Here is a 24646-nt window from a genome sequence, read left to right on the forward strand (position 1 = left end):
TACTACTGGTGGAAAATGAACTGTATCAATCCAATCCCCTTCTTTATCCAAGAAAGTACCAAAAATCATGGTTTCCATTTTGATGGTCCTGGTGAATTTTGCTGTGACCAGGTAACCGATGATTTGTACTTGCCGATTAATGAATTTTTTAAAATCTTGCGCCTTTATTGTGGGGATATCTGGATTTTTTAACAATAAAAAAGGCGGAGCCAATGGAAATTCTAAAATGTCTAATTGGTCCAAGATGTCTTCTCTGGGGTCATTTTGCTCCAAACTGGGGATTTTAAGGTCTTTGTATTGGACCTGACCGAATAATTGTGGAGAAGGCTTTCGGTTGTTTTGCTTGTGCAATATAAAATGGGCTTCCCAAAGCAATGCTTGCTTACTTTTTGGGAGAAACCTGAAGGCGTCTATGCGGATCAGGATTAGTAATTGCTCTAAGCTGATATGAACCCGGTTTATCAAATCATTAATGCTTGAAAAAGGCCCTCCCACTTCCCTTTGACGGAGGATGGCTTCTGCGATTTCCTTTTGCAGATACTTCAGGTGAATAAAACCCAGATAAACCGTTTTGCCAACAATTTTTGTTAGGTAATTGCTTTCATTGATATGAGGAGGCTGTACGTCAGCTCCATTCATTCGGAGTTCATGGATGTAAAACTCAGTTCTGTAAAACCCACCAAAATTGTTGATCACCCCAACCATAAACTCCAAAGGATAATGGGCTTTAAGGAATAGGCTTTGATAGCTCTCCACTGCGAAGGACGCGGAGTGTCCTTTTGCGAAAGAATAACCCGCAAAGCTCTCTATTTGGTGCCAGACTTCCCTAGTGATATTGTCACCTCGGCCTTTAGCTTTTGATTTTTTGAAGAAACTTTCTTTGACACGCTCAAATTCTTCCCTTGACCTGAACTTGCCACTCATACCCCTTCGCAGGATGTCTGCTTCATCAAAGGACAAGCCTGCAAAATGGTGGGCCACCTTGATGACATCCTCCTGATATACCATGATCCCATAGGTTTCTGGCATGAGTTCGTATAATACCGGATTGGCTCTTTTTTTTCTCTCTGAGGGGGTGCGGTGCCGGTAAACATATTCCCGCATCATGCCGCTTCTGGCCACCCCAGGCCTGATAATGGAGCTTGCAGCCACCAATTCCAGGTATTCCTGGGTCTTGAGTTTGGCCAATAGTACCCTCATGGCAGGGGATTCCACATAAAAAGCCCCTATGGTCCTACCTTTTCTGAGGTGTTCTTTTATTTTTGTATCCTGTTTAAAAGTGGCTACCTGATGAATATCAATGGTCTTTCCCTGGTTTTCTTGGATGATTTCCAAGGTGTCCCTAATATGTCCCAGGCCCCTTTGGCTGAGAATGTCAAATTTTGAAAAGCCAATCTCCTCGGCCACCACCATGTCAAAATGGGAAATGGGATAGCCTTTGGGGGGAATTTCAGTGGCTGTATAATAATGGATGGGATGCTGGGATATGAGGATTCCTCCCGCATGGATGCTCAAATGGCTGGGCATACCCTGGATCAACTGTCCATATTTCAACACCAATTTCCCTAATTTGTCCGGAATGTATTTTCCGGGCTGAACGGCATATTGAATCAGGGCTTCGATATCCGTCTTAGGCATCCCAAATACCTTTCCCAGTTCCCGGATGGCCAGGTTCATCTGGAATGTGGTGTGCGTGGCCAGAAGGCAAACATGTTCATTTTCAGGGGAGTTGTATTTGTTGAAAATATATTCGATGATTTCGTCCCGGTCTTTCCAGGAAAAATCAATGTCAAAATCAGGAGGGTTTTTTCTGTATAGATTGATAAATCGTTCAAAATATAAATCAAGCTCTAATGGATCAACATCCGTAATGTAAAGGCAATAGGCAACCATGCTGTTGGCTCCACTTCCCCTTCCGACATAGTAGAAGCCTTTTTTTCTGGCATAGGTGACTAGGTCAAAATTGATAAGAAAATAGGAAACAAAGTTTTTTTGCTGGATGATGTCCAACTCTTTGTGGATGCGTTGAATTTGAATTTCCGAGAGCTGACCATATCGCTTTAGGGCACCTTTAAAGGTTTCATCACGGAGTTTTCGGTAATCTTCTACTTCCGAACCTATGATTTCCTTCCTGTTTTCCACTGGTAAATAGCCTTGGTAAAAGTTGCAGCCATATAATAAGTCCAAAGTGTTTTCCAGCAGCCATTCTGCTCCATCACATTTTTTGAGAAGCTCTTTTTTGCTTGTAAAACGGTCGGTATTTTGTCCTTGTTCTGATACAGGAAGCTTGCTAAGCAAAGTGTTCAGGTCCATAGACCGCAATAGCCGGTGAATATTGAAAGATAATTGGGAGCAAAAGGTGACGGGCTGTAACAGAACCCACTTTTCCTTTTGGTCTTTCCATTTTGAAAGTAAGGCCTTTTTGATCTGGGATGGGGCTAGCCCCAGGTATTCTCCATTTCTAAGCGGGAAGTAGTCCTTTGGAAATGGGTAGATGACCGCACAATGTGGCCATTCAGGTGCCCGGTCCTGAAATGGTTTTTTTTTCTTTTTGTAAAAAGAAAGGTGTTGGTTGAGGGAAAAAAAGCCATGATGGTTTCTGGCAAGTCCAATATACTGCTGTTGGGTGCCGTTCCTGAAGTCAATTCCAATTACCGGGTGCATATGTTCCTTTTTCATCTCTTGAAGAAAGGGGAAGACACCGGCGGTACAGTTGATATCTGTCAGGGCAAAGGTTTTTAACTCGTTAGATTGAGCCTCTTTTATCAATTGTTGGATGGACATGGTGCCATACTTGAAACTGAAGTAGGAATGACAATTAAGAAACATGACACTGGAAAATCATTAAGTAATCAGGGTAGATGTGTTTGTTTTATAAACATTTTAATGTTTGTAATTTAAACAAAAATTAAATAATGGACAAGAAGAAAGGGCCGGGTTAGGAAAGTAAGGGGATTTTCAAGTTTTCAGGCAGAAAGGTGATTTTTTATTATATTTGTATCCTGAAATCAGGATGGATATGAAAAGTAAGTTGGCTGCTATTTTGACAGCAAAATGCCCCAGATGCCGGAAGGGGAGCCTTTTTCCGGTTACATTATTAAGTTTTAGAAAGCTTTCGGCAGTCAATTCAACCTGTCCTCATTGTAAGGTAGTTCTGGAACCAGAGCCAGATTTTTTCTATGGTGCTATGTATGTGAGCTATGCTTTGTCAGTAGCATTGTTTATCTGTGTCATGGTTGTCCTGAATTTTGTCTTTGGCGACCCAGGCATTTTGGTTTATATTAGTTCTGTTGCCGGGACCAATGTTTTATTCCTGCCATTGATGCTCAGGTACTCAAAAGTCTTGTATTTGTATGCAGCCGGGAAAATCAAGTTTGACCCCAATCTTAATCAATGAGTTTTTAGAAGTACAAGAAACAATCTTTTTAAATTCATTAGGTATATGCTTGGGCTGATGATGATGGCTTAAGCTTTAGAGCAGGGGAAATGGGCTATATTATAAGGATAGCGTAACTTAGAGGCGATGACAATAAGGTGTTTTTTTTAATTGTTAATAATCAATTGTTTACTGATCTGGTATTTTCAAAATAAAGGTTAAATTTAGATAGGTAAATCTAACCTTTTTGGGTAGGAAAGCTTGATGAAATGAATAAAGGTCAAGTTTTGGAATGACCTTAGGAGGATTGGTGAAAAAAATTTTAATTGATCCATGATTTTCAGAATTCTGACACTTCCGGTAAGGTACACATTTTCCAAGGTGAAAAAAGCCGTTGGTAAATTGGGTGAAATCAAAATAGAGCCGCTATATGCTTTTGGGAATAAAAGGCATATTTATGTTAAGGGGAGAGTGATCGAGGCTTACAAACAGAGTAAACCTTCTGCAAGAAAAAATTATTTCCAAAATATTTTGGGCGCTTTGAGGCGGTATGCTGGAAGCAGTGTGCCTGATGCCAAGGTGGAAATTTCCTATTTGGGGGTGAAGAAAGTTGTAGAAAGTGATGAGGAGGGGATAATAGATTGTGTTTTTGATTCGGTCCATTATAAGGAAAATGAAAAGCATAAGGTAGGTTTTAAATTAATCCCTGAAGAGGGCCTGACTCCCGAAAAAAACTGGACCTTTATTCCCGTAAGGCAATACGAAGAACAGCACCATCGGGGAATTATTTCCGATATAGATGATACCATTTTGATTTCCAATGCGACTGTTTTGGGTAAAAAGCTTTGGTTGTCCATTTCCAAAAACGCTTATACCCGAAGACCGTTTCCAGGGGTAAGTGAGTTCTATCATTTGCTTACTGAAGGGGGGAAAAATCCAGTTTTTTATGTTTCCAGTAGTGACTGGAACCTATATGACTTGATTCGGGATTTTTTGAATTATAGAAAAATACCTGATGGCCCATTATTATTAAAGGATTTTCATGTCAACCTAAAAAATATTTGGAAATCCGGTGGTGGGGACCACCAACATAAACTTGAAAAAATCGAATTGTTGTTCGATCTGTATCCAGGGATGAAATTCATATTAATTGGGGATAGCGGGCAGCACGACCCGGAGCTTTATGCCCAGGTCATTAAGGATTACCCCGGAAGGGTTTTGTCAGTTTATATCCGGCAGGTCAAAAAGGAAATGAATGAGGCTAGAAAGATATTGTTGAAGCAAATCAATAATTCTCCAGATTCACCAGAGATGGTTTTTGTTAGTTCTACGGAGGAAGCTATTCGCCATGCCAAAAGCAATTCACTAATCCATTCATGATTATGGCTAAGCAGTTTTTATGTATTTTAAACCCAATATCCGGGGGGGATATCGACAGGAATGATATTAAAGATTGGATCAAGGGAAATCTCCATGGAATAGAACTCACCATATGGGAAACAACGGGAGACAATGATTGTGAAAAAATAAAGTCAATTGTTGATGAATCCTCATGGGATGGAATTTTGATCGGAGGGGGAGATGGAACCGTAAAAATGGTAGTCAGTGCTATTTTGGAGACATCCATTCCTTTGGGCATCATTCCCTTAGGATCAGCCAATGGCTTGGCCACCTGTTTGGGCATACATGGAGTTTCTGATGCTATTTATGCTGTGAAAAAAGATAAGGTTATGGCCATGGATTTATTGAGAATCAATGGCGAAATCTCTTTGCATTTGAGTGATTTTGGGTTTAATGCAGGGTTGGTGAAAAAATTTTCCAACCAGACACAGAGGGGGATGATGTCTTATTTCAAAAGTACACTTTCACAATTTTTTGAAATGAGGCCTTATCGGTTTGAAGTGAATATTGATCATAAAAAGATCAAAATAGAAGCTAAAATGGTGGTTATTGCCAATGGGAGTTATTATGGTACCGGAGCAAATATTAACCCTCAGGGCAAAATGGATGATGGATACTTGGAGGTAATTGCCTTGAACCCAGATGGCTTGGAGGATTTGGTTGGGCTTTCCCTGGATTTGTTTCGTGGTGAGCTTTCCGATTCCCCTATTACCAAAATTTGGTCGGGCCATGAGGTAGAAATCAAGAATTATGATGGAGCCGATTTTCAGATTGATGGAGAGGTGATGCCGGAAACCGAATTTGTTCACGTTATATGTGAAAAGCAGAAGGTCCACTTTTTTAGTTTAATTAAGAACTAAAATGAGCTGTCCGGTACTGGTGATTTTATAATAAAGGCCAATCAAGCTTTTAAGTCTATTTTTAATTGAGTTATTGGCCAATTGAAAATGTTTTTTTGGTTATTGGATTTAAAAAAAATCAATAAATAATATGGTTCTTTTTTATCCTCCAATAGGCTGCATTATTCCAAATGAAAAAAGATGAAAAATCGAGGAAAGGAGCTGAATGTTTTGATTTTTCAGCTCCAATTGATTTTTAAGAAAGTAAAGCTCTTTTTTGGGCCATAACATATCCTAAGTGCATAGCCTCATGCATGGCATCAAATGCAATGGCTTCCGAAATATTGTTTACTCTTATTCCAAAACTGGTGGTATAGGGATGGTATTCTGAAAACTTATTTTTTTCCAAATCCTCCTTTAATGCTTCCAGGTTAGCAATGGCCATGGATTTTAGCTTTTCCAGGACTTCACTGCTGATTTTTTTTCAGGCTTGCTCCCTTTTCTAAATGCATCCAAAATATCCTCATCAATTAATAAAGGAAGGCCTGAAAACTTGTTGCAGAGTAGTTGTTGAGTGACGATGATATGCCCAAAATTCCAGATGATATTGTTATTATAACCTTCAGGTATTTGGTTTAATTGGTCAATGTCCAGGTCACTGATTAGATTGATAAAATTCTTACGAGTTTGTATAATGTTGTTAATGTTCATGATGTTGATATTTTTCAAAGGTTAAATATAATCCCATAGATTTTAAATGTTGGGGTGTAAAGGTGTTTTTTAAGCTTTGTTATGGTTGAAGGCCCTCATCTTCCCCTTATAAAGCTTATATTAATATATTTGAGCTAGGGTTAGTTTAATTCTGAAAGTTCGGATGATTATGAATAGACTGGTTATCAAAATGAAAATATGGTGGGGTTATTTATTATTGGGCATAGTGGCTTGTACCTCACACCCTACAATTACGGAAGCACCATTAATTCCGTTGCCCAATTTGGTTAAAGAAGGGGAAGGAAAGTTCACCTTAGGGGATGATACACAAATCCTGATTCAGGAGAATAATAAGGAATTGCAGCGGATGGGGAATTATTTGGTTAATTTGGTCCGGCCCTCAACCGGGTTTGAATTGGAAATTGTACCCTATGATACTACAAGGAAAAGCGGGTTTATTTCCCTTGAGTTGGAAAGTGACCCCAAGTTGGGGGACGAGGGCTACCGTCTTGAAATTAAACCGGAATTTATCTCATTAAGTGCAAATACTCCAGCAGGGATTTTTCATGGGATCCAAACCATCAGGCAGTTATTGCCAAATAATATTGAATCCAAAGGTTGGTTTTGGACCTCCTGGGAGATCCCGTCTGGCTTAATCGTTGATAAGCCAGAATATGCTTACAGGGGAACCATGCTGGATGTGGCCAGACATTTTTTTGAGAAGGAAGAATTGAAAAGGTATATTGATATTTTGGCTTTATATAAGATCAATTTTTTGCATTTGCACCTTACAGATGATCAAGGCTGGAGGATAGAGGTCAAATCATGGCCAAAGCTTACCCTTATTGGCGGAAGTACAGAGGTTGGTGGTGGAGTAGGTGGATTTTATACCCAAAATGAATATAAAGAGATTGTACAATATGCACTGGAAAGGTACATTACCATTGTCCCTGAAATCGATATGCCTGGCCATACACATGCAGCACTGGCTTCCTATCCAGAGCTTAACTGCGATGGGAAAGCCCGTGAAAATTATACTAAAACCCAGGTTGGGTTTAGCTCTTTATGTTTAACCGAAGAAATAACCTATCAATTTGTGGATGATGTGGTCCGGGAAATTTCAGCAATCACTCCGGGGCCCTACATCCATATTGGAGGTGATGAAGCTCATGCTACTGAGTTGGGAGATTATATCCTCTTTATTGAACAGGTACAGGATGCGGTCAATTCTTATGGGAAAAATATGATTGGCTGGGATGAGGTGGCCCAGGCAGCTCTGAGGCCTGAGTCTTTGGTTCAGTTTTGGTCCAATCCAGAGAATGCAAAGCTTGGGGCAGACCAAGGAGTAAAAATAATAATGAGCCCGGCCTGGAAAACCTATTTGGATATGCAATATGATTCCACTACCCATTTGGGATTACATTGGGCAGGTTTTATTGAGTTGGACAGCGCTTATCTCTGGGAACCTTCTGAGCTTATAGAGGGGATCGGCAAAGATGAAATAATAGGAGTTGAAGCTCCCCTTTGGACCGAAACCATTACTAATATGGATGAATTGGAATACATGGTTTTTCCACGATTATTAGGAATAGCGGAAGTGGGCTGGACTAGAAACGAAAAGCGGAATTGGGGAGAGTACAGGAAAAGGCTTAAAAAACACCTGAATAGACTGGAAGCCTTGGAAGTGGATTATTACTCATCCAATTTATTAAAAAAATAGGCCAGGGGTTTAGAGCCTCGGGAATGAGAGTTTAAAGTTTGGAAGGGTCTTTAAGAACACCCATGAAGAGGATGGTTCCACTGTGTTTTTCTTGAATGAAAAATACAAATGGCCTGTCCAGTCGAATTACAGGTGGTTCTGCTGGAACAGAAGTCACCACTACCTCTACAGCTGTGGCAGCAGCTGCTTCTGTTCCTTTTTCATCTACCTCAATTAATGCTTCGTGAATTACCCGGCTTATTTTTAGGGGTTCTGTTGGGGTTTCAAATATTTCTGTGAAATTTCTTGGATCTTGCTGAAAAGGGGTGCTTAGCCCCATTTCAATTAGGTCTTCTTTTAAGTTTTGGATTTTGATTTTCATTTTGAATTTGGGCATTTCCAGCTTGATATTACCTTCTTTTGCTTCTTCCCGCCAGGCATGAAGATTATTCAAATTGAAATTGCTTTTTGCTTCTTCCAAGTTAAAGGCATCTGGCAATAATACTCCCATGATATATTGCCCTGTACTATAGGGGATTTCTAAATATTTGAACCCGTTTGCTTGGTATGTCTTTAATGTCGTAGCTTCCTCCAACCGCATCATTTCAACCGGCGTAGTTTGCGAGGAAGAAATGTGAAAAGGTTGTTCGGTGGTGTTTTGGGGATCAAATTGGTATTTCCAATCGCCATAATAATAAATGGCGTTGATCAAATACATGACAGCAGCAGGATCAACCTGGTCAATTAAGTCTTGAATTAATCCCTCCGTTTGATCGTCCACCCACTGATTAATAATTTCTTTGGAGCCCGGGGATTGCATATCCAGGCTGCTAATAGTAGCCAGGTATTGCATTTGAAGGGTTTCTTGAAATTGGGATTTTAAATCCAGTCCCTCTTGATACCAAATACTATTGGCAATGTTAATCTTTACATTTGGATCCACATCCTTAAGGAATTTAGTGAGTCCTTGGTTGGCCAAATTGGCATCTTCGAGCGATATATTATCAAAATGAAGTGTTTCCAGATATTCTTCGAGCAATTCTTCCTTATTGCCATTCATGGCCATAGACAATGCCTGATGGATACTGAAAGGGCTGAAAAATAGGTTCCCTTCTTCTTTACTGAGTTGTTGAAATAACCTGACGGAAAATGCTGTGCCGGCATTTACCAGTTTTTTTTCAGTTTCCTCTAATGCCCTCAAATTGGGAGTAATTTCCCCTTTATTGGGACTTTCATCCACGCAAGAAACCAATAGAAAGAAAAGAGTCAAGATGGAATAATAGGTGTATTTCATGGTAAAGGGCTTTTGTTATGATCTAGACGAAAAAAATGGACAAAGTGCGACAAAAAAAAAGCCCCTTTGGTGATCAAGTTTCCAAAGGGGTTTAAATGATTATTTGGATTTTTCAAGGGCTCTTTCTATATCCCCAATAATGTCATCAGGATGTTCCAAACCTGTTGAAACTCTGATTAGGCCAGGTAAAATCCCAACCCTTTCCCTTTCTTCCTCCGTCAACTTGCTATGGGTAGTAGAAGCGGGGTGGGTAATGATGCTTCTGGTATCTCCAAGGTTTGCCGTCACGGTAATTAGTTCCAATTGGTCAATAAACCTTTTTGCCCTTTCAATTCCTCCTTTTAAGGTCAGGGTAATGATGCCTCCGCCCAGCCTCATTTGTTTTTTTGCCAATTCATATTGAGGGTGGCTTTTCAGGAATGGATATTTGACAGATTCCAAATGAGGATTGTTTTCAAAATAGGTAGCCACTTTCAATGCATTTTCACAGTGTCTTTCCATTCTCACAGCTAGGGTTTCCATACTTCGGGAAAGGATCCATGCATTGAAGGGTGAAATTGATGGTCCTGTATGCCGGGTAAAATAACGGACCTTTTGGATTAATTCTTCCTTACCAAGGATCAGTCCACCCAAAACCCTACCTTGTCCATCAATATATTTGGTAGCACTGTGGGCTACGAGGTCCGCACCCCATTTGGCAGGTTGTTGTAAATAAGGGGTAGCAAAGCAATTGTCCACAGCCAAAATAAGGTTATGAGCTTTAGCAAAAGCAGCAATCCATTCCAGGTCAATGATTTCCAGACCGGGATTGGAAGGGGTTTCAATGAATATCATTTTGGTATTCGGCTGAAGCAATTTTTCCCAATTGGCGATATCGGAAATGTCCCCATAAGTCGAGCTGATGCCCCATTTAGGGAATATTCCGGTAAGCAGTTGGTGAGTGGAGCCAAATAGGGCTCTGGAAGCCAGAATATGATCCCCTTGTTCCAATATAGAAGCCATGGTTGCAAACATGGCAGCCATGCCAGAACCAGTGGCAATGCCGTCTTCTGTACCTTCTACTGCACATACTTTTTCTATAAGGTCAGTGCTGTTGGGATTGGCATACCTTGAATAGATGTTTCCTGGGATTTCTTCAGCAAACATCTGCCGAGCTTCTTCTGCACTATCAAAGGTAAAACTTGAAGTCATGAAGATAGGTGAGGAATGCTCCCTTTGATTGGTTTTGGAGGAAGCAATTCTTACTGCCTGGGTTTCAAAATGTTTTTCGGACATATTATTATTCTTGCAGTGTTAAATTCTGTTTAAATATTGAGTTTCCCCTTTTAGGGTTTCGTAAAAATGCATCCCGAAATGGAGAGGTAAATATATTTCTTCGGGTTTGTTAATAAAAATAATCGGTGTCAAAGTAAGTGTTCTCATTTCATCTAACTTATAGTCCCCTATTTTCGGGCAGGATTTGGCACCTTTTCGCCGCTGAGGATGGTTGCCAGAGGGTCAACAAGCCTGTTCTCTCACCTCTTCTGTATAAATCAGTTCCTTTGGGTCTTGCAAAGTAAAGGTAGGGTAATGGGAAATCCAAATTTTTGAAAATGCAGAACGGTATCTATAAAAATAAGGTAACATTTATGGGATAAATTCTTTCAAAACCTTAGCCCATAAATCATACCCTTTGGCATTCATGTGTAATCCATCCTCAATAAAAATATCCTCCTTTGGTTGACCATTTTCATCCAACATGATGTTCCAAACATTGGCAAAGGATACCTGTTTCTGCTTTTGACAATATATCTCCAGTAGGCGGTTGAGATTTTGGTATTCCTCTTGTAGGTGCCATCTTGCCAAGCTGGGTTTCGGGCTTATCAGGATAATATGGGCATCAGGTAATTGTTGATGGATTTTTGTTACCAGCTTTTTAGTGGTTTTTAATATGGTCATTGGTTTTTTTCCTGCGGCAATATCATTATCCCCTTCATAAATAAATATTTTTTTGGGTTGGTATTGGAGGATCAATTCCTGGGAATAATGAAGAAGTTCAAATGTCTGAGACCCTCCAAATCCTGTGTTAATGGTTTCAATTTCCGGAAAATAGGAGGAAAGATCTTTCCACATCCGGATACTGGAACTTCCTGTAAAAAGATAGACTGGTGGGCCTTGCTTTGGAATGGGGTTTTTTTGGACAATTTGTTGGACTTCTTCCTGGAATTTGCCAGATACTTCTTGAGTGTTTCCTGAAATGGAAATTCCAGCCAAAAGAATTACCGTTAAAAATATTTTGAAACAAGACTGTTTTGATAAATACTTCATTTGATTTAACCCGTTAATTGATGGGAATTTATGAAAAAAAATGGAGATCCTTATGATCAATTGATTTTTGTGGTACCTGCAAAAGTTTTGAAAAAGGAAAATATTTAGTGTAATAAGTGTTTAAAATACACTTTTTCAGGGGTTTTGTTAATAAAATGTCAATTTTTTCACCTGCCGAATTTTTTTTTTTGAATAAAAATTAAAAAAAATAGAAGGGTTGAAAACAGGAAAGAAACTTAGTGATCATTTTATTAATTGGGTTAAATATGGTTAATGATGTTGTTAATGTTTCTTAAATTAGGAGTTTTGCCTTATATAATACTGAGGAATTCATTTTTGTGTGTAGTGACATTTAAATTGGTTTAGGGGATTTTTGTTAATATTTTATTGAATTAAAAATTATTATCACTATGTTTAAAGAAGTTTTGGTTCAAAAAAAGAGGATCGGCGTCCTTTTTTCCAAAATATATACGGCTGTTAGTCAGTTAGAATAAACCCATTCGAGGAATCTTCTAAAGATTCCTCTTTTTTTTTGTCTTCCAAAAATGAACCATTTTATACTCTAACGAAAAAACATCAAAATGGTATATCATTTTCCCTAATTCTTTCGGAAAGTCCACTAAAAAATAAAAGTGAAATTGACACTTTTTCAACTATTTGATTTCACTGATTAAAATTTTTCGGGCACCTGAATTTTAGCCAATAGGTGTTTCTGGTCTGCTTCAAGTTAGAGATAGGTTGCCTCTTTTGATAAAATCATGTTTTTTCCCTTCAGGTCCATTATAAAAAAGGGCAAGGAAAATGGGCATGGAATTATTTTTCGGTTTATGATTTGATCAAGCATAAAACCAATAATCCACGGGAGAATTAGGGCCAAGTATAAGTCTGTAACCATTATTTGATGGCATAAACACATAAAATCCAGAATAATCAGAGTGTTTAAAACACAAAAGAATCACAGGGGACCCTGTGATTCTTTTGTGTAGTCCCAATAAGATTAGTCTATCTTAACCTTATCCTAAATTAAATTCAGGTTTCCAGTTTTCAATGGTTTTATTAAAGCTCGACTGGTTGGCCAAATGAATACAGAATGCAGTTGTTGCTCCACTGATAACATTGGATGCAGGTTTTGTGGAAGTATGAATAGATTTAAAAAAATCGTCCAGGGCGTACCAGGTTCCCTCTTTGGTTTTTTCTTCCAATATGGGAATACCTCTGCCTTCTTTCCAGGTGAGCTTGGTTGCTCCAGAAACACCATCCACAATTCCCAGCTCCTCCATTTTATCCTCCTCTGGGTAGAAATAGCCCTCATTCATTAAGAGCTCCACCGTTCCTTCAGTTCCTTTAATGCTAAAGGAGTAACCTTCCCTGGCATTGCTGCAGGTGGATCCAAAATTGCCAATCATATCTTCTTTCTCATATCGGAGAATGAGCTGGACATTGTCATAGGTAGTTCTCCCGTCTTTGTAATTGTCTATTCCACCCGTGCCCATTATTAAGTCAGGGTGGGTTTCAAAAGCCCAATTGATAAAGTCGATTTGGTGAGATAGTAATTCAGCAGGCAAGCCTCCTGAAAACTCCTTATACATCCTCCAGTTGATTATTTTCTCCAAGGAGGGATCAGGGACCGGCCTTCTCCAATTCCAGTTTCTGTCCCAACGTGAATCAATTTGAGTGATTTTACCCAAATAACCGGATCGGATCATATCCCTTACCTTATAATATAAAGGAGTGTACCGGTATTGGTGGCCCACCTGCAGGGTGAGGTGAGGGTTGGCTTGAGCGATTTTAACCAATTCAAATGCTTCCGGGATATTGTAAGTCATTGTTTTTTCCAGATAAACATGTTTGCCAGCTTGTAGGGCGTATTTTGCAGGAGCAAAGTGCATATTTAAAGGAGTAGCAATGACCACTGCATCTACGTTGGAATCATTTAATAATTGCTCATAATTTTTATAGGATTTCATGCTGATGTCCGGAAAAGTTTTCTTTGTTTCTGCCAGCCTGAAATCCATTATGTCACATATAGCGGTGATCTCATATTTCCCAGGTAATCCTTTCATGACGTGCATGATGCCTTTTCCCCTATCACCACAACCAATAATACCTATTTTTATGGGTTGATCATTTTCTTGAGATGAAAAGGCATTGATAATAGGGTAAGGGAAGATTGAGCTTCCCAGTGCTAAACCACCGGTTTTTATAAAATCCCTTCTTTTCATGGGGCGTTTTGGGTTTTGTAAATTGATGACCAAATGTAAACTTTTGGAGGAAAGAAAAAAAATCAGGGCTATTTGAGCGGGCCGAAAAAGGGATTAAGCTTTGATTCGGAGGGAAAATTTGTGGCTGGCCACAAAATTCAATTGGAAGTAATGGTTTTAAATCCCAAAGCTCGCTGGAGCAATTTTACGAAAACTGATTTTATAATAAGTAAATTTGACTTTGCAAAATAACCATTCAGAATTCAAGTTAAACTAAGCGTTTTTCATATGAAGGATTAAAAAGGGGGCTTATTTTGGATTACTTAATATATTGTAAGAGGAAAAAACAGGTCATATGTATATAATGGGTGCTTCTGGGCATGCAAAAGCAGTAATTGCAGCTGTGGAAAGTAAAGGGATAGAAATAAATGGGGTATTAGATGATAATCCTGAAATTAAAGAGTGCCTCAAATATCCCGTTTCAACACCTGAAAATTTTGATATTGCCCCAAAAAGTCAAATGCTGGTGGCTATCGGAGATAATAAGATCAGGGAAAAAGTGGTCTTAAAACTTGGAAAGAAGGTTTTCTATTCCAAAGTGGCCCATTCTTTTTCCTGGGTAAGTGAATATTCCAACTTTGGTGAAGGCACGGTAATAATGGCAGGAGCCATCGTCCAACCTCATACCGAAATAGGAAAACATGTGATTGTCAATACAGCAGCAGTGGTTGATCATGATTGCCTAATAGGAGATTTTTCCCATATTGCTCCTCATGCCACTCTTTGTGGTGGCGTAATTGTGGGAATAGGTAGCCTTATTGGTGCAGGTTGTACGGTTTTGCCGGGTATAAAAATCGGGGAAAATTGTGTGGTAGGAGCAGGGGCTACGGTGTTAAGGGACGTGTTGGACGGGGAGATAGTTTATGGGTCGTGAATTAAGTTATTGTAAAGGTATATCAAATGAGTATTGAGGAGTTAAAAGCAAAAGTCCCTGGGATTACAGATATCAGGTTGCTGGAAGATTTATTGGCTAAGGGCTCCCTGGTCCAATTAAAAGCGGGGCAAGCTATTATAGAACCTGGGAAGTTTATTAAAATGGTGCCGATTATTTTGGAAGGCGCTATCAAAGTGCTGCGTTTGGATGATGAAGGCAGGGAATTATTTTTGTATTACCTTAATTCTGGACAAACCTGCGCCTTGTCCCTTACCTGTTGCAATTCTTTACAACCCAGTGAAATTAAAGCGGTTGCGGAGGAGGATTCCCTTGTTCTGTCCATTCCGATTCGTTATCACGAGCAATTGCTGGAGCAATACCGGCAATGGAAAGATTTTGTTGCCCAAACCTATCAACAAAGGTTTCAGGAAATGCTGGAAGCTTTGGATGCAGTGGCATTTCTAAAAATGGACCAAAGGCTGGTTCGTTATCTTCAGGCCAAAAGGAAACAGCTGAGTAGCAATGAGCTTCAAATAACACATCAGGAAATCGCACAAGAGTTAGGTACTTCCAGGGAGGTTGTTTCAAGGCTGCTAAAACAATTGGAAAAAAAGAAATGGATTGAACTGGGGCGAAATAAAATATTTATGAGGGATAATTTTGAAGATTTAGTAGGAAAGTCCTGATTGGTGAGTCGTTAGATTAATTTTTCATGATTAATAATGGGACCTTGGTTCTTATGGCCATTTTTGAAGCAATACTTAAGTTAATAAAAGAGAAAAGGGTTGGTTTGGCTTTGGTGAAATAAACTATTAATGATTTTGACTTCTGCTCCGGGAGTTTTAAAAGGTCATTTTTGTTTGCAGATTTTTTCCCTACTTTCCAGGAAAATTGTTGATTGGGAAAATGTTGTTTTAGGAAGTCTAATGTTTTGGAAGGGGAGGTTTTGCTTTTAGCTTTCACCTTATTTCCGAGAAATAAAAGCCTGTAGGGAAGTCTAAACCCTTTTGTTAGTTCAATCATTTGCTCCCAAATAGGTAGGTTTTGATTGTTTTTACTGATTACCACCTCAATTGTCTTTAAACCCAAAAAGCTTTTGTTTGGGGGTAGGACAAGAATGGGTGAAGAACATGAGTTTATTAATTCAACTTTTTCTCCCGGCCAAAAATAATCCCATGGCTTTTTTGTGATGGGGCCGGGTAAAATGATGAGTTCAAAACTTTGTTTCTTGGTTATTTGTTGCGTGGCATTTTTAATATTTCCTTTTCTAATTTTATACCCTATCGTTAGGCCTTTTTTAAGGCCTTTTTTTTGAATTTTTTTAAGCCATTTTTTGGCTTTTTTCTCTATCAATTTTTCATACGCTTCCACCTGAACTGAAAAACCATAAACAGAGGAATAAGTGAAAAGTAGCGTTATTTTTGCATTATAAGCTTGCCCCATATCCATTGCAAATCGGATAGCATTTTTTGAATGTTTAGAAAAATCGGTGACCAACAGTAAATTCATGTTTTCTTATTTAGAAGCCAATAGAATATAACCAGAATCCCAATTTTTTTCAAAAAAGGAATTGGATTCATAAGAAGCTGGCCAATGGAAAGTATTTTGGGTTTTTCTGGTTGTGTAACAAAAGTCACCACTTCCAGGAAATGCCAGTCTTAGTTTTGTAAAAACATTTAAATAGGAATTCAATGGAAACAATTACAGTTTTGGGGTACTTGGCTTCTATTTTTATTGGTATTAGTTTAGGTCTGATTGGAGGGGGAGGTTCTATTTTGACCGTACCTGTATTGGTGTATTTATTTAGGGTTGATCCTATTTTAGCCACGGCTTATAGCCTTTTTGTAGTAGGAAGTACTTCAGTTGTAGGGTCTTTTTCTTTTATGAAAAGAGGAATTGTCTCTTATCGTGCCGCGATAGTTTTTGCGGTCCCATCCTTTATAGCAGTTTTTTTGACCCGGAAATTTGTTGTTCCTGCGTTACCTGAAATTTTATTATCATTTAAAGGATATGATTTGACCAATGATAAAGGGGTAATGATATTTTTTGCCCTTATCATGTTAGCAGCGGCCATATCTATGATCAAGAACGGCCATCAGATTCAGCATGCATCTGGTCCTACGAAATTTAATTTGCCTCTTATTGGCCTTGAAGGATTTGTAGTGGGTGGAATAACTGGAATTGTTGGGGCAGGTGGAGGTTTTTTGATCATACCCGCTTTGGTGTTATTGGCCAAACTTCCCATGAAGATTGCTGTAGGCACCTCTTTATTGATCATAGCGGCCAAATCCCTTATTGGGTTTACCGGTGATATTTCCAACCAACCTATCAATTGGGGCTTTCTGCTACTATTTACTTCTCTTTCTATAATAGGGATATTTTTGGGGAGTGGCCTGTCAAAAATGATTGATGAAAAGGCCCTTAAAAAAGCATTTGGATGGTTTGTTTTGGTGATGGGATTTTACATCCTGATAAATGAAATTATTTTAGTTTAAATGGGGCGTTTTAGATGCATGAAAAATCAGCTTGATGGTTTTTAGATTAAAGATTTGGAGTTTGTGTGATGAAAATTACAGCGGTAAATCCCTCTCTTACGTACATTAAATTAATAATAGGTGATAAAAAAGAATAAAAAGTGAAAACATTTAAAGAATTAATATCGGGAGATCAATTGGTGTTGGTTGACTTCTTTGCCACTTGGTGTGGACCCTGCAAAGCAATGCCGCCTATTTTAAAGGAGGTGGTTGGCCAGGTGGGAAATAAAGTAAAGGTTATCAAAGTTGATGTGGATAAGAATCCTGCTGCAGCGAGTCAGTTTCAAATTCGGGGAATTCCCACCCTCATCCTGTTCCAAAAAGGAACCCAGTTATGGCGGAAGTCAGGTGTGCCTTCTGTTCAGGAACTGTTGACCACTATTGAAAGTCATTATTCCAAAACCAGTGCTTAAATTCTTTAACATTTGGTTGAATAGGTTTGGAAATGGTGCGCGGAAAAAGTGGGGCGGACTGCTTATGTGATAAAAGTCCTATTCCCGGAGAAAAAGTAGATTTAATTTTGTCAATGAAAATAAAAAAAATTGAGATGAAAATTGAACAAATTTATACAGGGTGTCTTTCACAAGGTGCCTATTATATTGAATCAGACAATGAAGCGGTAATTATTGATCCCTTAAGGGAGGTGAATCCTTATATCCAGAAAGCCAAAAGGAGAAATGCAAAAATAAAATATGTGCTGGAAACTCATTTTCATGCAGATTTTGTCTCTGGGCACAAGGATTTGGCAGCAAAAACAGGAGCTACAATTGTTTTTGGACCAACCAATGTCCATTTGGGATTTGATGCAGTTATCGCCAAGGACGGGCAGGAGTTTAAGGTTGGTGGGGCCACCATTAAAGTCATTCATACTCCAGGCCACACCATGGAAAGTACCTGTTATTTATTAATTGATGAAGAAGGAAAGGAAAAAGCTCTTTTTACTGGAGATACCCTCTTTATTGGAGATGTAGGCCGACCGGATTTGGCCCAAAAAGTGGATGAGTCTCTAACCCAGGAAAAATTAGCTGGGCATTTATATGATTCCCTAAGGAATAAAATCATGCCTCTTTCCGATGATCTTGTAGTATATCCAGCCCATGGTGCGGGTAGTGCTTGTGGAAAAAATATGAGTAAAGAAACTTCTGATACTTTGGGTAATCAGAAAAAGACCAATTATGCCCTGCAGGAGATGGATAAAAGTACCTTTATCAAAAAAGTTACTGAAGGCCTTACTCCTCCTCCAAGTTATTTTCCTCAAAATGTAAAACTAAATATCCAGGGATATGAGAGTATAGATGAGGTATTACACCGTGGAGAACATCCTCTAAAACCCGAGGAGTTTGAAGCATTAGCAAATCAGACCGGTGCTGTTTTATTGGATACCAGGGCACCTCAGGAATTTGCTAAAGGTTTTATTCCTAATTCTATTAATATTGGAATTGATGGAAATTTTGCGGTTTGGGTAGGTACCTTGATACCAGATGTAAATAAAGAAATATTGGTCATAGCAGAAGAAGGAAGGGAAGAGGAAGTTATTACCCGTTTGGCCAGGGTAGGGTATGATCATGCGCTAGGCTACTTGGAAGGAGGCTTTGAAACATGGAAAAAAACCGGTAAAGAAATTGATTCCATTACCTCCATTTCTGTGGATGAATTGGCAAATAGAAAAGAAAGTGATCCTGATATTCAGGTCCTGGATGTCAGAAAAGGCAGTGAGTACGATAGTGAACATGTGGTTGGGGCTATTAATAGTCCATTAGATTATATCAATGAGCATATGGACAATATAGAAAAAGATAAAACCTATTATGTACATTGTGCAAGTGGTTATCGCTCTATGATTTTCAGTTCTATTATGAAAGCCAGGGGCTATGATCGAATAATTGATATCGATGGAGGATTTAAAGGGATAAAATCCTCAGGAAAATTTGAATTGACGGATTATACATGCCCCAGTTCCCAACTATAATAGAGTTGAGTAAAAAGTTCACCTAAACGAATTAGTTCAAGGATTTGTTGTGATAATTAATAAATGAAAATATAACCTGAACCTTTGTTGAGGAAAATTTGAGGAGATTATGGAGAGATTAATTGAATGGATAAGCCAACCGTGGCCATGGTATGTAGCGGGGCCGCTTTTGGGCTTGACTGTCCCTGTGCTGCTAATATTGGGAAATAAAACCTTTGGAGTGAGTTCTTCATTAAAGCATATTTGTGCGGCCTGTGTTCCGGCTAAAATTCCCTTTTTCAGCTATGATTGGAAAAAAGAGATTTGGAACATCTTATTTGTTTCAGGTATTTTGATGGGAGGAATAATAGCGGGGAATTTCCTGGCAGACCCGGAAGCGGTAGTGGTTGCTCAAAGTACCCAGGAAGATTTAGCTTTACTTGGTATTAGTCAGTATCAAAATTTATTGCCAGCAGAAATTTTTCCTGGAATAACCTGTTTTCAGTAAAAGGATTAATATTTTTTGTTTTGGGAGGCTTTATGATAGGTTTTGGAACCCGTTATGCAGGGGGCTGCACCTCAGGCCATGCCATTATGGGGATCAGTAATTTGCAATGGCCCTCAGTTGTAGCAACCATTTTCTTTATGTTGGGAGGTTTTGCAATGACTCATTTGCTTTTACCCCATTTAATGAAAATAGCTGGATTTTAAAATCGGGAGGAATATTATGAATGTTATAGAAAAAGAAAAAAAGTTTAGTGAAAAATTAGGGCAGCCCAATGCGGTTAAGGAAAAAGGTTTTCAACCCGAATTGCTAAAATACCTCTTTGTGGGAGTGTTTTTTGGTATTGTTTTGGTGAAATCTGAAGTGATATCCTGGTTTAGGATTCAAGAAATGTTCAGGTTGCAGTCCTTTTTTATGTATGGGGTAATCGGCTCTGCCGTAGCTGTTGGCATGCTGTCTGTGTTTATTATTAAAAAATGGAAAATCAAGTCACTTAACGGAGAACCCATAAAAATAAAAGATAAGGTATTCGATAAAGGCCAAATCTTTGGTGGATTCATATTTGGCCTGGGCTGGGCTCTGACAGGTGCTTGCCCTGGTCCTTTGTTTGCACAAGTTGGGGCGGGATTTACCGTTGTGGCCGTTACTTTATTAAGTGCTGTGGCCGGAACCTGGGTTTATGGGAAGTTTTCTGATAAACTGCCCCATTAAATTAATGACTTGGAAATATTATACCAATAAATAGTCCTTCATTGGCGAGGACTATTTTTTTTACTTAAATACTTTCTTGTAAACTGCTCTAATCAATAAAATAGCTAGAAAAAGGGTGATTCCAACAATGATAAATTCCATAATAATATTTATAAATATTCTGCAATGATAGCTATTCTTTAAAATTAATCTGGTCGGAATTTGAAAATAATATTACGAAAATTGGTTCATTTATTTTTTCCTTTCCTAAAGTGACCATTTGTGGCCAAAAAGTCCCTTACTTTGTAAAACAAACCTATTCCTATTGTAGAATGCAGTTATTAAGAAAGCGAAGAATTGCACTCAGCGGCCTGTTTTTTTTGGCAGGATTTTGTTTTTCCTCCTGGGCATCCAGGATTCCGGATTTTCAGCAGCAATTTGGGTTGAGTGAAGGTGAATTAGGATCCCTTTTATTGGGGATGCCTGTGGGGTCCCTAATTGCCTTGCCTTTGGCAGGTTGGGCCGTTCACCACTTTGGAAGCCGAATTGTGATTATTAGTGCCAGTATTGCCTATGCCATTTTTTTGGTCACTCTGGGGTTTACCCAAAGTATTTTTCAGTTGGCCATGACTGTGGTTGTATTTGGAATGATAGGTAATATTATGAACATTTCCCTCAATACTCAGGCTTTAGATGTGGAGGATGGTTATGCTAGAAATATTTTAGCCTCCTTCCATGGATTATGGAGCTTTGCCGGTTTTGCAGGTGCAGGGTTGGGAGCATTGATGATCCAGTTAAAATGGTCACCTCTTCAGCATTATTGGGTGGTAAGTGGGATTATGCTTGCCATTTTATTGGCCGCTCAGCCATTTTTATTTAAGGAAGAAAAAGAAAGCGATGGGGGAGGTCTTATTTTAAGGAAGCCGGATGCCCTTTTGTTAAGGATAGGGATGATAGGTTTTTTTGGAATGATGTGTGAAGGATGTATGTTTGACTGGAGCGGGGTTTATCTTAAAAAGGTGGTAGCCCCACCCGAAAACCTGGTTCCTTTGGGCTATGTAGCATTTATGGGAGCCATGGCTTCGGGGCGCTTTATCTCAGATGCCCTTTCCAATCTTTGGGGGAAAATTGTAATGCTTCGCATTAGTGGGGCATTGATAGGAGCGGGTTTGATTTTGGTAGTTACAATTCCAGTCTTGGAAACCGTCATTATTGGATTTTTGCTGGTAGGTTTTGGAACCGCTTCTGTCATTCCTTTGTCCTACAGTATAGCTGGTAGATCACAAATGTTTAGTCCGGGAATAGCATTGGCATTGGTGTCTACTATTGCCTTTTTTGGGTTTTTGTTAGGGCCACCTTTGATAGGTTTCATAGCGGAACTGTTTGATCTTCAGATTTCTTTTGCTGTTATCGCTGTCATGGGAATATGTATTTCTTTGCTCGTCAGTATCCAATTGGATGTTTTTGGTGAGCACCACAGTTCTCCGAAAAAGCAACAATCCACAGCTTCCTAATAAAATGGTTTGAGGAAAATAAAGTAAGGTTTCAATTATGGATTACGGGAATTGATGGGGGAAAATCTATGATTTTAGGAGACTATATAATGATTTTGGGCTTGGGCCATCCCAGTTAGATAGAATTTCAAATCAAAGGGAGGAATTGACCTTAAAACCTCATTTTTCCCTATATTTGCAGCCTATGAGCAAAAAAGATTTTAAGCGATTTACCATTACTTCTGCTTTGCCTTATGCAAATGGTCCATTACATATTGGGCACTTGGCAGGATGTTACATTCCTTCTGATATTTATGTCCGCTATCTAAGATCTTTGGATAAGGATGTGATTTACATTGGAGGTTCTGATGAGCATGGAGTAGCCATCACCATCAAAGCCCAAAAGGAAGGGGTTTCTCCGCAGGAAATAGTGGATAGGTACCATTCCATCATGAAGTCAAGTTTTGAGGAATTTGGGATCAGTTTTGATCATTATTCCCGGACTTCTGCCCCTATTCATCATGATACAGCTACTCAATTTTTTAAAGATTTGTATGAAAAGGGGGAGTTCGTGGAGCAAACCACGGAGCAATATTTTGATGAGGAGGCGCAACAGTTTTTAGCTGACAGATATATTGAAGGGACATGTCCTAAATGTGGCTATGAGGATGCTTATGGGGACCAATGTGAAAAATGCGGAACTTCTTTAAACCCTACAGATCTGATCAACCCCCGGTCTAAACTAAGTGGGAATGTTCCGGTGTTAAAAGAAACCAAACACTGGTTCCTGGATCTGGCACGTTATACTGATTTCCTGAAAAAATGGATTCTTGAAGATCATAAAGATGATTGGAAGAATAATGTGTTGGGGCAGTGTAGGTCCTGGTTAGAAACCGGAGATGGTCTTCAAGCAAGATCAATGACCCGGGATATGAAATGGGGTGTTCCCGTACCATTGGAGGGTGCCGAAGGGAAAGTATTGTATGTATGGTTTGATGCTCCTATTGGATATATTTCTTCTACTAAAGAATGGGCAGCTGCCAAGGGGGTCGATTGGGAACCCTATTGGAAAGACAAGGATACCAAATTGGTCCACTTTATTGGAAAGGATAATATTGTTTTCCATTGCATCATATTCCCTGCTATTTTGAAAACCCATGGGGAGTTTGTTCTTCCTGACAATATCCCAGCCAATGAATTTTTGAATTTGGAAGGGGAGAAGATTTCCACTTCTAGAAATTGGGCTGTTTGGTTGCATGAATATTTGAAAGATTTTCCTGGAAAGCAAGATGTATTAAGGTACGTGCTGACAGCTAATGCTCCTGAAACCAAGGACAATGATTTTACCTGGAGGGATTTCCAATCCCGCAATAATTCGGAGTTAGTGGCCATTTATGGGAATTTTGTCAATAGGGCAGTTGTCCTGACCCATAAATATTTTGAGGGTGTGGTTCCCCAAAGGGGAGAGTTGTCACCTTATGACCAGGAGGTTTTGAAATCAATGAAAGGGTATCCGGAAAAAATAGCCAGTTCAATTGAAAAATTCAGGTTTCGGGAAGCCTTAAGTATGGTGATGGAATTTGCCAGAATGGGGAATAAATACCTTGCAGATACAGAACCATGGAAGTCCATCAAAGAAGATAAAGAAAGAACAGGAACTGTTCTTAATATCGCTTTGAATATTGCGGCTAACATAGGAATAGTCTCCCAGCCATTTTTACCTTTTACGGCAGAAAAATTGGCCAAAATGCTTCAAATTGACCAATTTAAATGGGCAGATGCCAGTAGGGATGACTTGATCCAGGGTGGTGATACCATTGGAAAAGCGGCACTATTGTTTGAGAAAATAGAAGATAAAATGGTGGAAGCTCAGGTAAATAAATTGTTGGAGGCAAAAAGACAAAATGAATTGGCCAAGGCGGAAGTCCCTGAGGAAAAAGATACCATTGTATTTGAGGATTTTACCAAGCTGGATTTGAGGGTGGTAACTATTTTGGAAGCCGAAAAAATCAAGAAATCCAAGAAGTTACTAAAATTGACCGTTGACACTGGTTTAGGAAAAAGAACTGTTTTGAGTGGGATTTCTGAGCACTATGACCCTAAAGATCTTGTAGGAAAACAGGTGACCATGTTGATCAATTTGGCTCCGCGAAAAATGATGGGGATTGACTCTGAAGGTATGATATTGATGGCCGAGGATAAAGATGGGGCATTGAAATTATTACAACCCAATGGTCCCTCAGCACCAGGATCTCAAATAAGTTAGTAATTAATAAAGGATATCAACTTAACAAAAAAACACTTGCCCTGTAAGGGCAAGTGTTTTTTTGTTTGGGGGGATTTGTTGAATCTTATTTTTCATTTAGATACAGGAATTTGATGTTCGTAGGCTAAAAAATACCTTAATTGGGGTATTTTATTTGAATTAATATCTGGTAATTTTGCAGATTCATTAATGAGATTAACTAATTTTTAACTATGATATTCTTTTATTTAACAAATTTTCATCAAAAGGAGGGAGTGCATGAAATCCATGCACAAGGCTGTCCCCAGATGCCGGGTATGCTTGAATTAACCTATTTGGGTCCATTTAATAATCCTGAAGAGGCTGTAAGAAAAGCAAAGGTCAAATATGATGAAGTCAAAACTTGTCCAGAATGTTGCCAGTCAAAAAAAATGATGGCCATTAAGGACGAGTAAATGAAAGACCAATA

Annotated in this window: 21 protein-coding genes, 1 pseudogene and 1 riboswitch (1 of these 23 only partly in view); of the genes and pseudogenes, 14 read left to right on the forward strand and 8 right to left on the reverse strand. The window is 39.0% G+C overall.

Annotation, left to right across the window (positions count from 1 at the left end):
* Positions 1-2829: the 5' portion of a helix-hairpin-helix domain-containing protein gene (locus tag QWY93_RS11965; protein ID WP_290248491.1), read on the reverse strand. It extends 129 nt beyond the left edge of the window; the window shows 2829 of its 2958 coding nt (coding positions 1-2829); its start codon is at positions 2827-2829; its stop codon lies off the left edge, out of view.
* Positions 2830-3019: 190 nt separating this feature from the next.
* On the opposite strand from QWY93_RS11965, the gene QWY93_RS11970 reads away from it, so the two are divergent.
* From QWY93_RS11970 to QWY93_RS11980, 3 genes are all read left to right on the forward strand, one after another.
* Positions 3020-3397 (forward strand): DUF983 domain-containing protein, encoded by a 378-nt coding sequence (locus tag QWY93_RS11970; RefSeq protein ID WP_353959638.1) that lies wholly within the window; start codon positions 3020-3022, stop codon positions 3395-3397.
* 312 nt (positions 3398-3709) lie between these two features.
* A complete protein-coding gene (locus tag QWY93_RS11975; protein ID WP_290248493.1) occupies positions 3710-4756 on the forward strand; it encodes an App1 family protein phosphatidate phosphatase in 1047 nt (348 codons plus the stop codon).
* A 2-nt stretch (positions 4757-4758) separates the two neighbouring features.
* On the forward strand, positions 4759-5637 hold the full coding sequence (locus tag QWY93_RS11980; protein WP_290248494.1) for a diacylglycerol/lipid kinase family protein: 879 nt from the start codon (positions 4759-4761) through the stop codon (positions 5635-5637).
* 235 nt (positions 5638-5872) lie between these two features.
* Here the strand turns inward: QWY93_RS11980 and QWY93_RS11985 are convergent, their stop codons facing one another.
* Both QWY93_RS11985 and QWY93_RS11990 read right to left on the reverse strand, forming a co-directional pair.
* Positions 5873-6061, reverse strand: coding sequence for a hypothetical protein (locus tag QWY93_RS11985; RefSeq protein ID WP_290248495.1), 189 nt, complete (start codon positions 6059-6061; stop codon positions 5873-5875).
* 5 nt (positions 6062-6066) lie between these two features.
* A complete protein-coding gene (locus QWY93_RS11990) occupies positions 6067-6327 on the reverse strand; it encodes a DinB family protein (RefSeq protein WP_290248496.1) in 261 nt (86 codons plus the stop codon).
* 169 nt (positions 6328-6496) lie between these two features.
* Here QWY93_RS11990 and QWY93_RS11995 point away from each other — a divergent pair, with 169 nt between their 5' ends.
* Positions 6497-8047, forward strand: coding sequence for a beta-N-acetylhexosaminidase (locus QWY93_RS11995; RefSeq protein WP_290248497.1), 1551 nt, complete (start codon positions 6497-6499; stop codon positions 8045-8047).
* Between the two features lie 31 nt (positions 8048-8078).
* Here the strand turns inward: QWY93_RS11995 and QWY93_RS12000 are convergent, their stop codons facing one another.
* The 4 genes from QWY93_RS12000 to QWY93_RS12015 all read right to left on the reverse strand — a co-directional run bounded on the left by QWY93_RS12000 (position 8079) and on the right by QWY93_RS12015 (position 13849).
* Entirely contained in the window at positions 8079-9320 is a 1242-nt protein-coding gene (locus QWY93_RS12000; RefSeq protein WP_290248498.1) for a serpin family protein, read from the reverse strand.
* 99 nt (positions 9321-9419) lie between these two features.
* Positions 9420-10595: a trans-sulfuration enzyme family protein gene (locus QWY93_RS12005; RefSeq protein WP_290248499.1), complete on the reverse strand. Its 1176-nt coding sequence runs from the start codon at positions 10593-10595 to the stop codon at positions 9420-9422.
* A gap of 154 nt (positions 10596-10749) precedes the next feature.
* Positions 10750-10854: riboswitch (SAM riboswitch) on the reverse strand.
* A 92-nt stretch (positions 10855-10946) separates the two neighbouring features.
* On the reverse strand, positions 10947-11627 hold the full coding sequence (locus tag QWY93_RS12010; RefSeq protein ID WP_290248500.1) for an SGNH/GDSL hydrolase family protein: 681 nt from the start codon (positions 11625-11627) through the stop codon (positions 10947-10949).
* A gap of 1013 nt (positions 11628-12640) precedes the next feature.
* Positions 12641-13849 carry a Gfo/Idh/MocA family protein gene (locus tag QWY93_RS12015; RefSeq protein ID WP_290248501.1) on the reverse strand — a complete coding sequence of 403 codons (1209 nt, stop codon included), beginning with the start codon at positions 13847-13849 and terminating at the stop codon, positions 12641-12643.
* Positions 13850-14183: 334 nt separating this feature from the next.
* On the opposite strand from QWY93_RS12015, the gene QWY93_RS12020 reads away from it, so the two are divergent.
* Both QWY93_RS12020 and QWY93_RS12025 read left to right on the forward strand, forming a co-directional pair.
* A complete protein-coding gene (locus QWY93_RS12020; protein WP_290248502.1) occupies positions 14184-14762 on the forward strand; it encodes an acetyltransferase in 579 nt (192 codons plus the stop codon).
* 26 nt (positions 14763-14788) lie between these two features.
* The gene (locus QWY93_RS12025; protein WP_290248503.1) at positions 14789-15448 is read left to right on the forward strand and encodes a Crp/Fnr family transcriptional regulator; all 660 of its coding nucleotides are present in this window, start codon (positions 14789-14791) and stop codon (positions 15446-15448) included.
* Positions 15449-15464: 16 nt separating this feature from the next.
* Here the strand turns inward: QWY93_RS12025 and QWY93_RS12030 are convergent, their stop codons facing one another.
* Positions 15465-16271 (reverse strand): universal stress protein, encoded by an 807-nt coding sequence (locus QWY93_RS12030; protein ID WP_290248504.1) that lies wholly within the window; start codon positions 16269-16271, stop codon positions 15465-15467.
* A gap of 182 nt (positions 16272-16453) precedes the next feature.
* Here QWY93_RS12030 and QWY93_RS12035 point away from each other — a divergent pair, with 182 nt between their 5' ends.
* The 8 genes and pseudogenes from QWY93_RS12035 (at position 16454) to QWY93_RS12070 (ending at position 24632) form a co-directional block, all read left to right on the forward strand.
* Positions 16454-17257, forward strand: coding sequence for a sulfite exporter TauE/SafE family protein (locus QWY93_RS12035; protein ID WP_290248505.1), 804 nt, complete (start codon positions 16454-16456; stop codon positions 17255-17257).
* Between the two features lie 140 nt (positions 17258-17397).
* On the forward strand, positions 17398-17709 hold the full coding sequence (gene trxA, locus QWY93_RS12040) for a thioredoxin (protein WP_290248506.1): 312 nt from the start codon (positions 17398-17400) through the stop codon (positions 17707-17709).
* A 134-nt stretch (positions 17710-17843) separates the two neighbouring features.
* A complete protein-coding gene (locus tag QWY93_RS12045) occupies positions 17844-19265 on the forward strand; it encodes an MBL fold metallo-hydrolase (protein WP_290248507.1) in 1422 nt (473 codons plus the stop codon).
* Between the two features lie 109 nt (positions 19266-19374).
* Positions 19375-19955 (forward strand): annotated as a pseudogene (locus QWY93_RS12050) (YeeE/YedE family protein).
* Positions 19956-19971: 16 nt separating this feature from the next.
* Positions 19972-20460 (forward strand): DUF6691 family protein, encoded by a 489-nt coding sequence (locus QWY93_RS12055; protein ID WP_290248508.1) that lies wholly within the window; start codon positions 19972-19974, stop codon positions 20458-20460.
* Between the two features lie 311 nt (positions 20461-20771).
* Positions 20772-21953, forward strand: coding sequence for an MFS transporter (locus QWY93_RS12060; RefSeq protein WP_290248509.1), 1182 nt, complete (start codon positions 20772-20774; stop codon positions 21951-21953).
* 184 nt (positions 21954-22137) lie between these two features.
* The gene (gene metG, locus QWY93_RS12065) at positions 22138-24198 is read left to right on the forward strand and encodes a methionine--tRNA ligase (RefSeq protein WP_290248510.1); all 2061 of its coding nucleotides are present in this window, start codon (positions 22138-22140) and stop codon (positions 24196-24198) included.
* 212 nt (positions 24199-24410) lie between these two features.
* Positions 24411-24632, forward strand: a complete 222-nt coding sequence (locus QWY93_RS12070) for a hypothetical protein (protein WP_290248511.1) — start codon at positions 24411-24413, stop codon at positions 24630-24632.
* The last annotated feature ends 14 nt before the right edge of the window (positions 24633-24646 follow it).

It is taken from the genome of Echinicola jeungdonensis (assembly GCF_030409905.1).
Classification (GTDB): Bacteria; Bacteroidota; Bacteroidia; order Cytophagales; family Cyclobacteriaceae; genus Echinicola; species Echinicola jeungdonensis.

Excerpts from the sequence above, each read along its gene's own strand:
- QWY93_RS11970 (WP_353959638.1), top strand. The coding sequence starts at position 3,020 with ATGAAAAGTAAGTTGGCTGCTATTTTGACAGCAAAATGCCCCAGATGC.
- QWY93_RS11975 (WP_290248493.1), top strand. The coding sequence starts at position 3,710 with ATGATTTTCAGAATTCTGACACTTCCGGTAAGGTACACATTTTCCAAG.
- QWY93_RS11980 (WP_290248494.1), top strand. The coding sequence starts at position 4,759 with ATGGCTAAGCAGTTTTTATGTATTTTAAACCCAATATCCGGGGGGGAT.
- QWY93_RS11985 (WP_290248495.1), bottom strand. The coding sequence starts at position 6,061 with ATGGCCATTGCTAACCTGGAAGCATTAAAGGAGGATTTGGAAAAAAAT.
- QWY93_RS11990 (WP_290248496.1), bottom strand. The coding sequence starts at position 6,327 with ATGAACATTAACAACATTATACAAACTCGTAAGAATTTTATCAATCTA.
- QWY93_RS11995 (WP_290248497.1), top strand. The coding sequence starts at position 6,497 with ATGAATAGACTGGTTATCAAAATGAAAATATGGTGGGGTTATTTATTA.
- QWY93_RS12000 (WP_290248498.1), bottom strand. The coding sequence starts at position 9,320 with ATGAAATACACCTATTATTCCATCTTGACTCTTTTCTTTCTATTGGTT.
- QWY93_RS12005 (WP_290248499.1), bottom strand. The coding sequence starts at position 10,595 with ATGTCCGAAAAACATTTTGAAACCCAGGCAGTAAGAATTGCTTCCTCC.
- QWY93_RS12010 (WP_290248500.1), bottom strand. The coding sequence starts at position 11,627 with ATGAAGTATTTATCAAAACAGTCTTGTTTCAAAATATTTTTAACGGTA.
- QWY93_RS12015 (WP_290248501.1), bottom strand. The coding sequence starts at position 13,849 with ATGAAAAGAAGGGATTTTATAAAAACCGGTGGTTTAGCACTGGGAAGC.
- QWY93_RS12020 (WP_290248502.1), top strand. The coding sequence starts at position 14,184 with ATGTATATAATGGGTGCTTCTGGGCATGCAAAAGCAGTAATTGCAGCT.
- QWY93_RS12025 (WP_290248503.1), top strand. The coding sequence starts at position 14,789 with ATGAGTATTGAGGAGTTAAAAGCAAAAGTCCCTGGGATTACAGATATC.
- QWY93_RS12030 (WP_290248504.1), bottom strand. The coding sequence starts at position 16,271 with ATGAATTTACTGTTGGTCACCGATTTTTCTAAACATTCAAAAAATGCT.
- QWY93_RS12035 (WP_290248505.1), top strand. The coding sequence starts at position 16,454 with ATGGAAACAATTACAGTTTTGGGGTACTTGGCTTCTATTTTTATTGGT.
- QWY93_RS12045 (WP_290248507.1), top strand. The coding sequence starts at position 17,844 with ATGAAAATTGAACAAATTTATACAGGGTGTCTTTCACAAGGTGCCTAT.
- QWY93_RS12055 (WP_290248508.1), top strand. The coding sequence starts at position 19,972 with ATGAATGTTATAGAAAAAGAAAAAAAGTTTAGTGAAAAATTAGGGCAG.
- QWY93_RS12060 (WP_290248509.1), top strand. The coding sequence starts at position 20,772 with ATGCAGTTATTAAGAAAGCGAAGAATTGCACTCAGCGGCCTGTTTTTT.
- metG (WP_290248510.1), top strand. The coding sequence starts at position 22,138 with ATGAGCAAAAAAGATTTTAAGCGATTTACCATTACTTCTGCTTTGCCT.
- QWY93_RS12070 (WP_290248511.1), top strand. The coding sequence starts at position 24,411 with ATGATATTCTTTTATTTAACAAATTTTCATCAAAAGGAGGGAGTGCAT.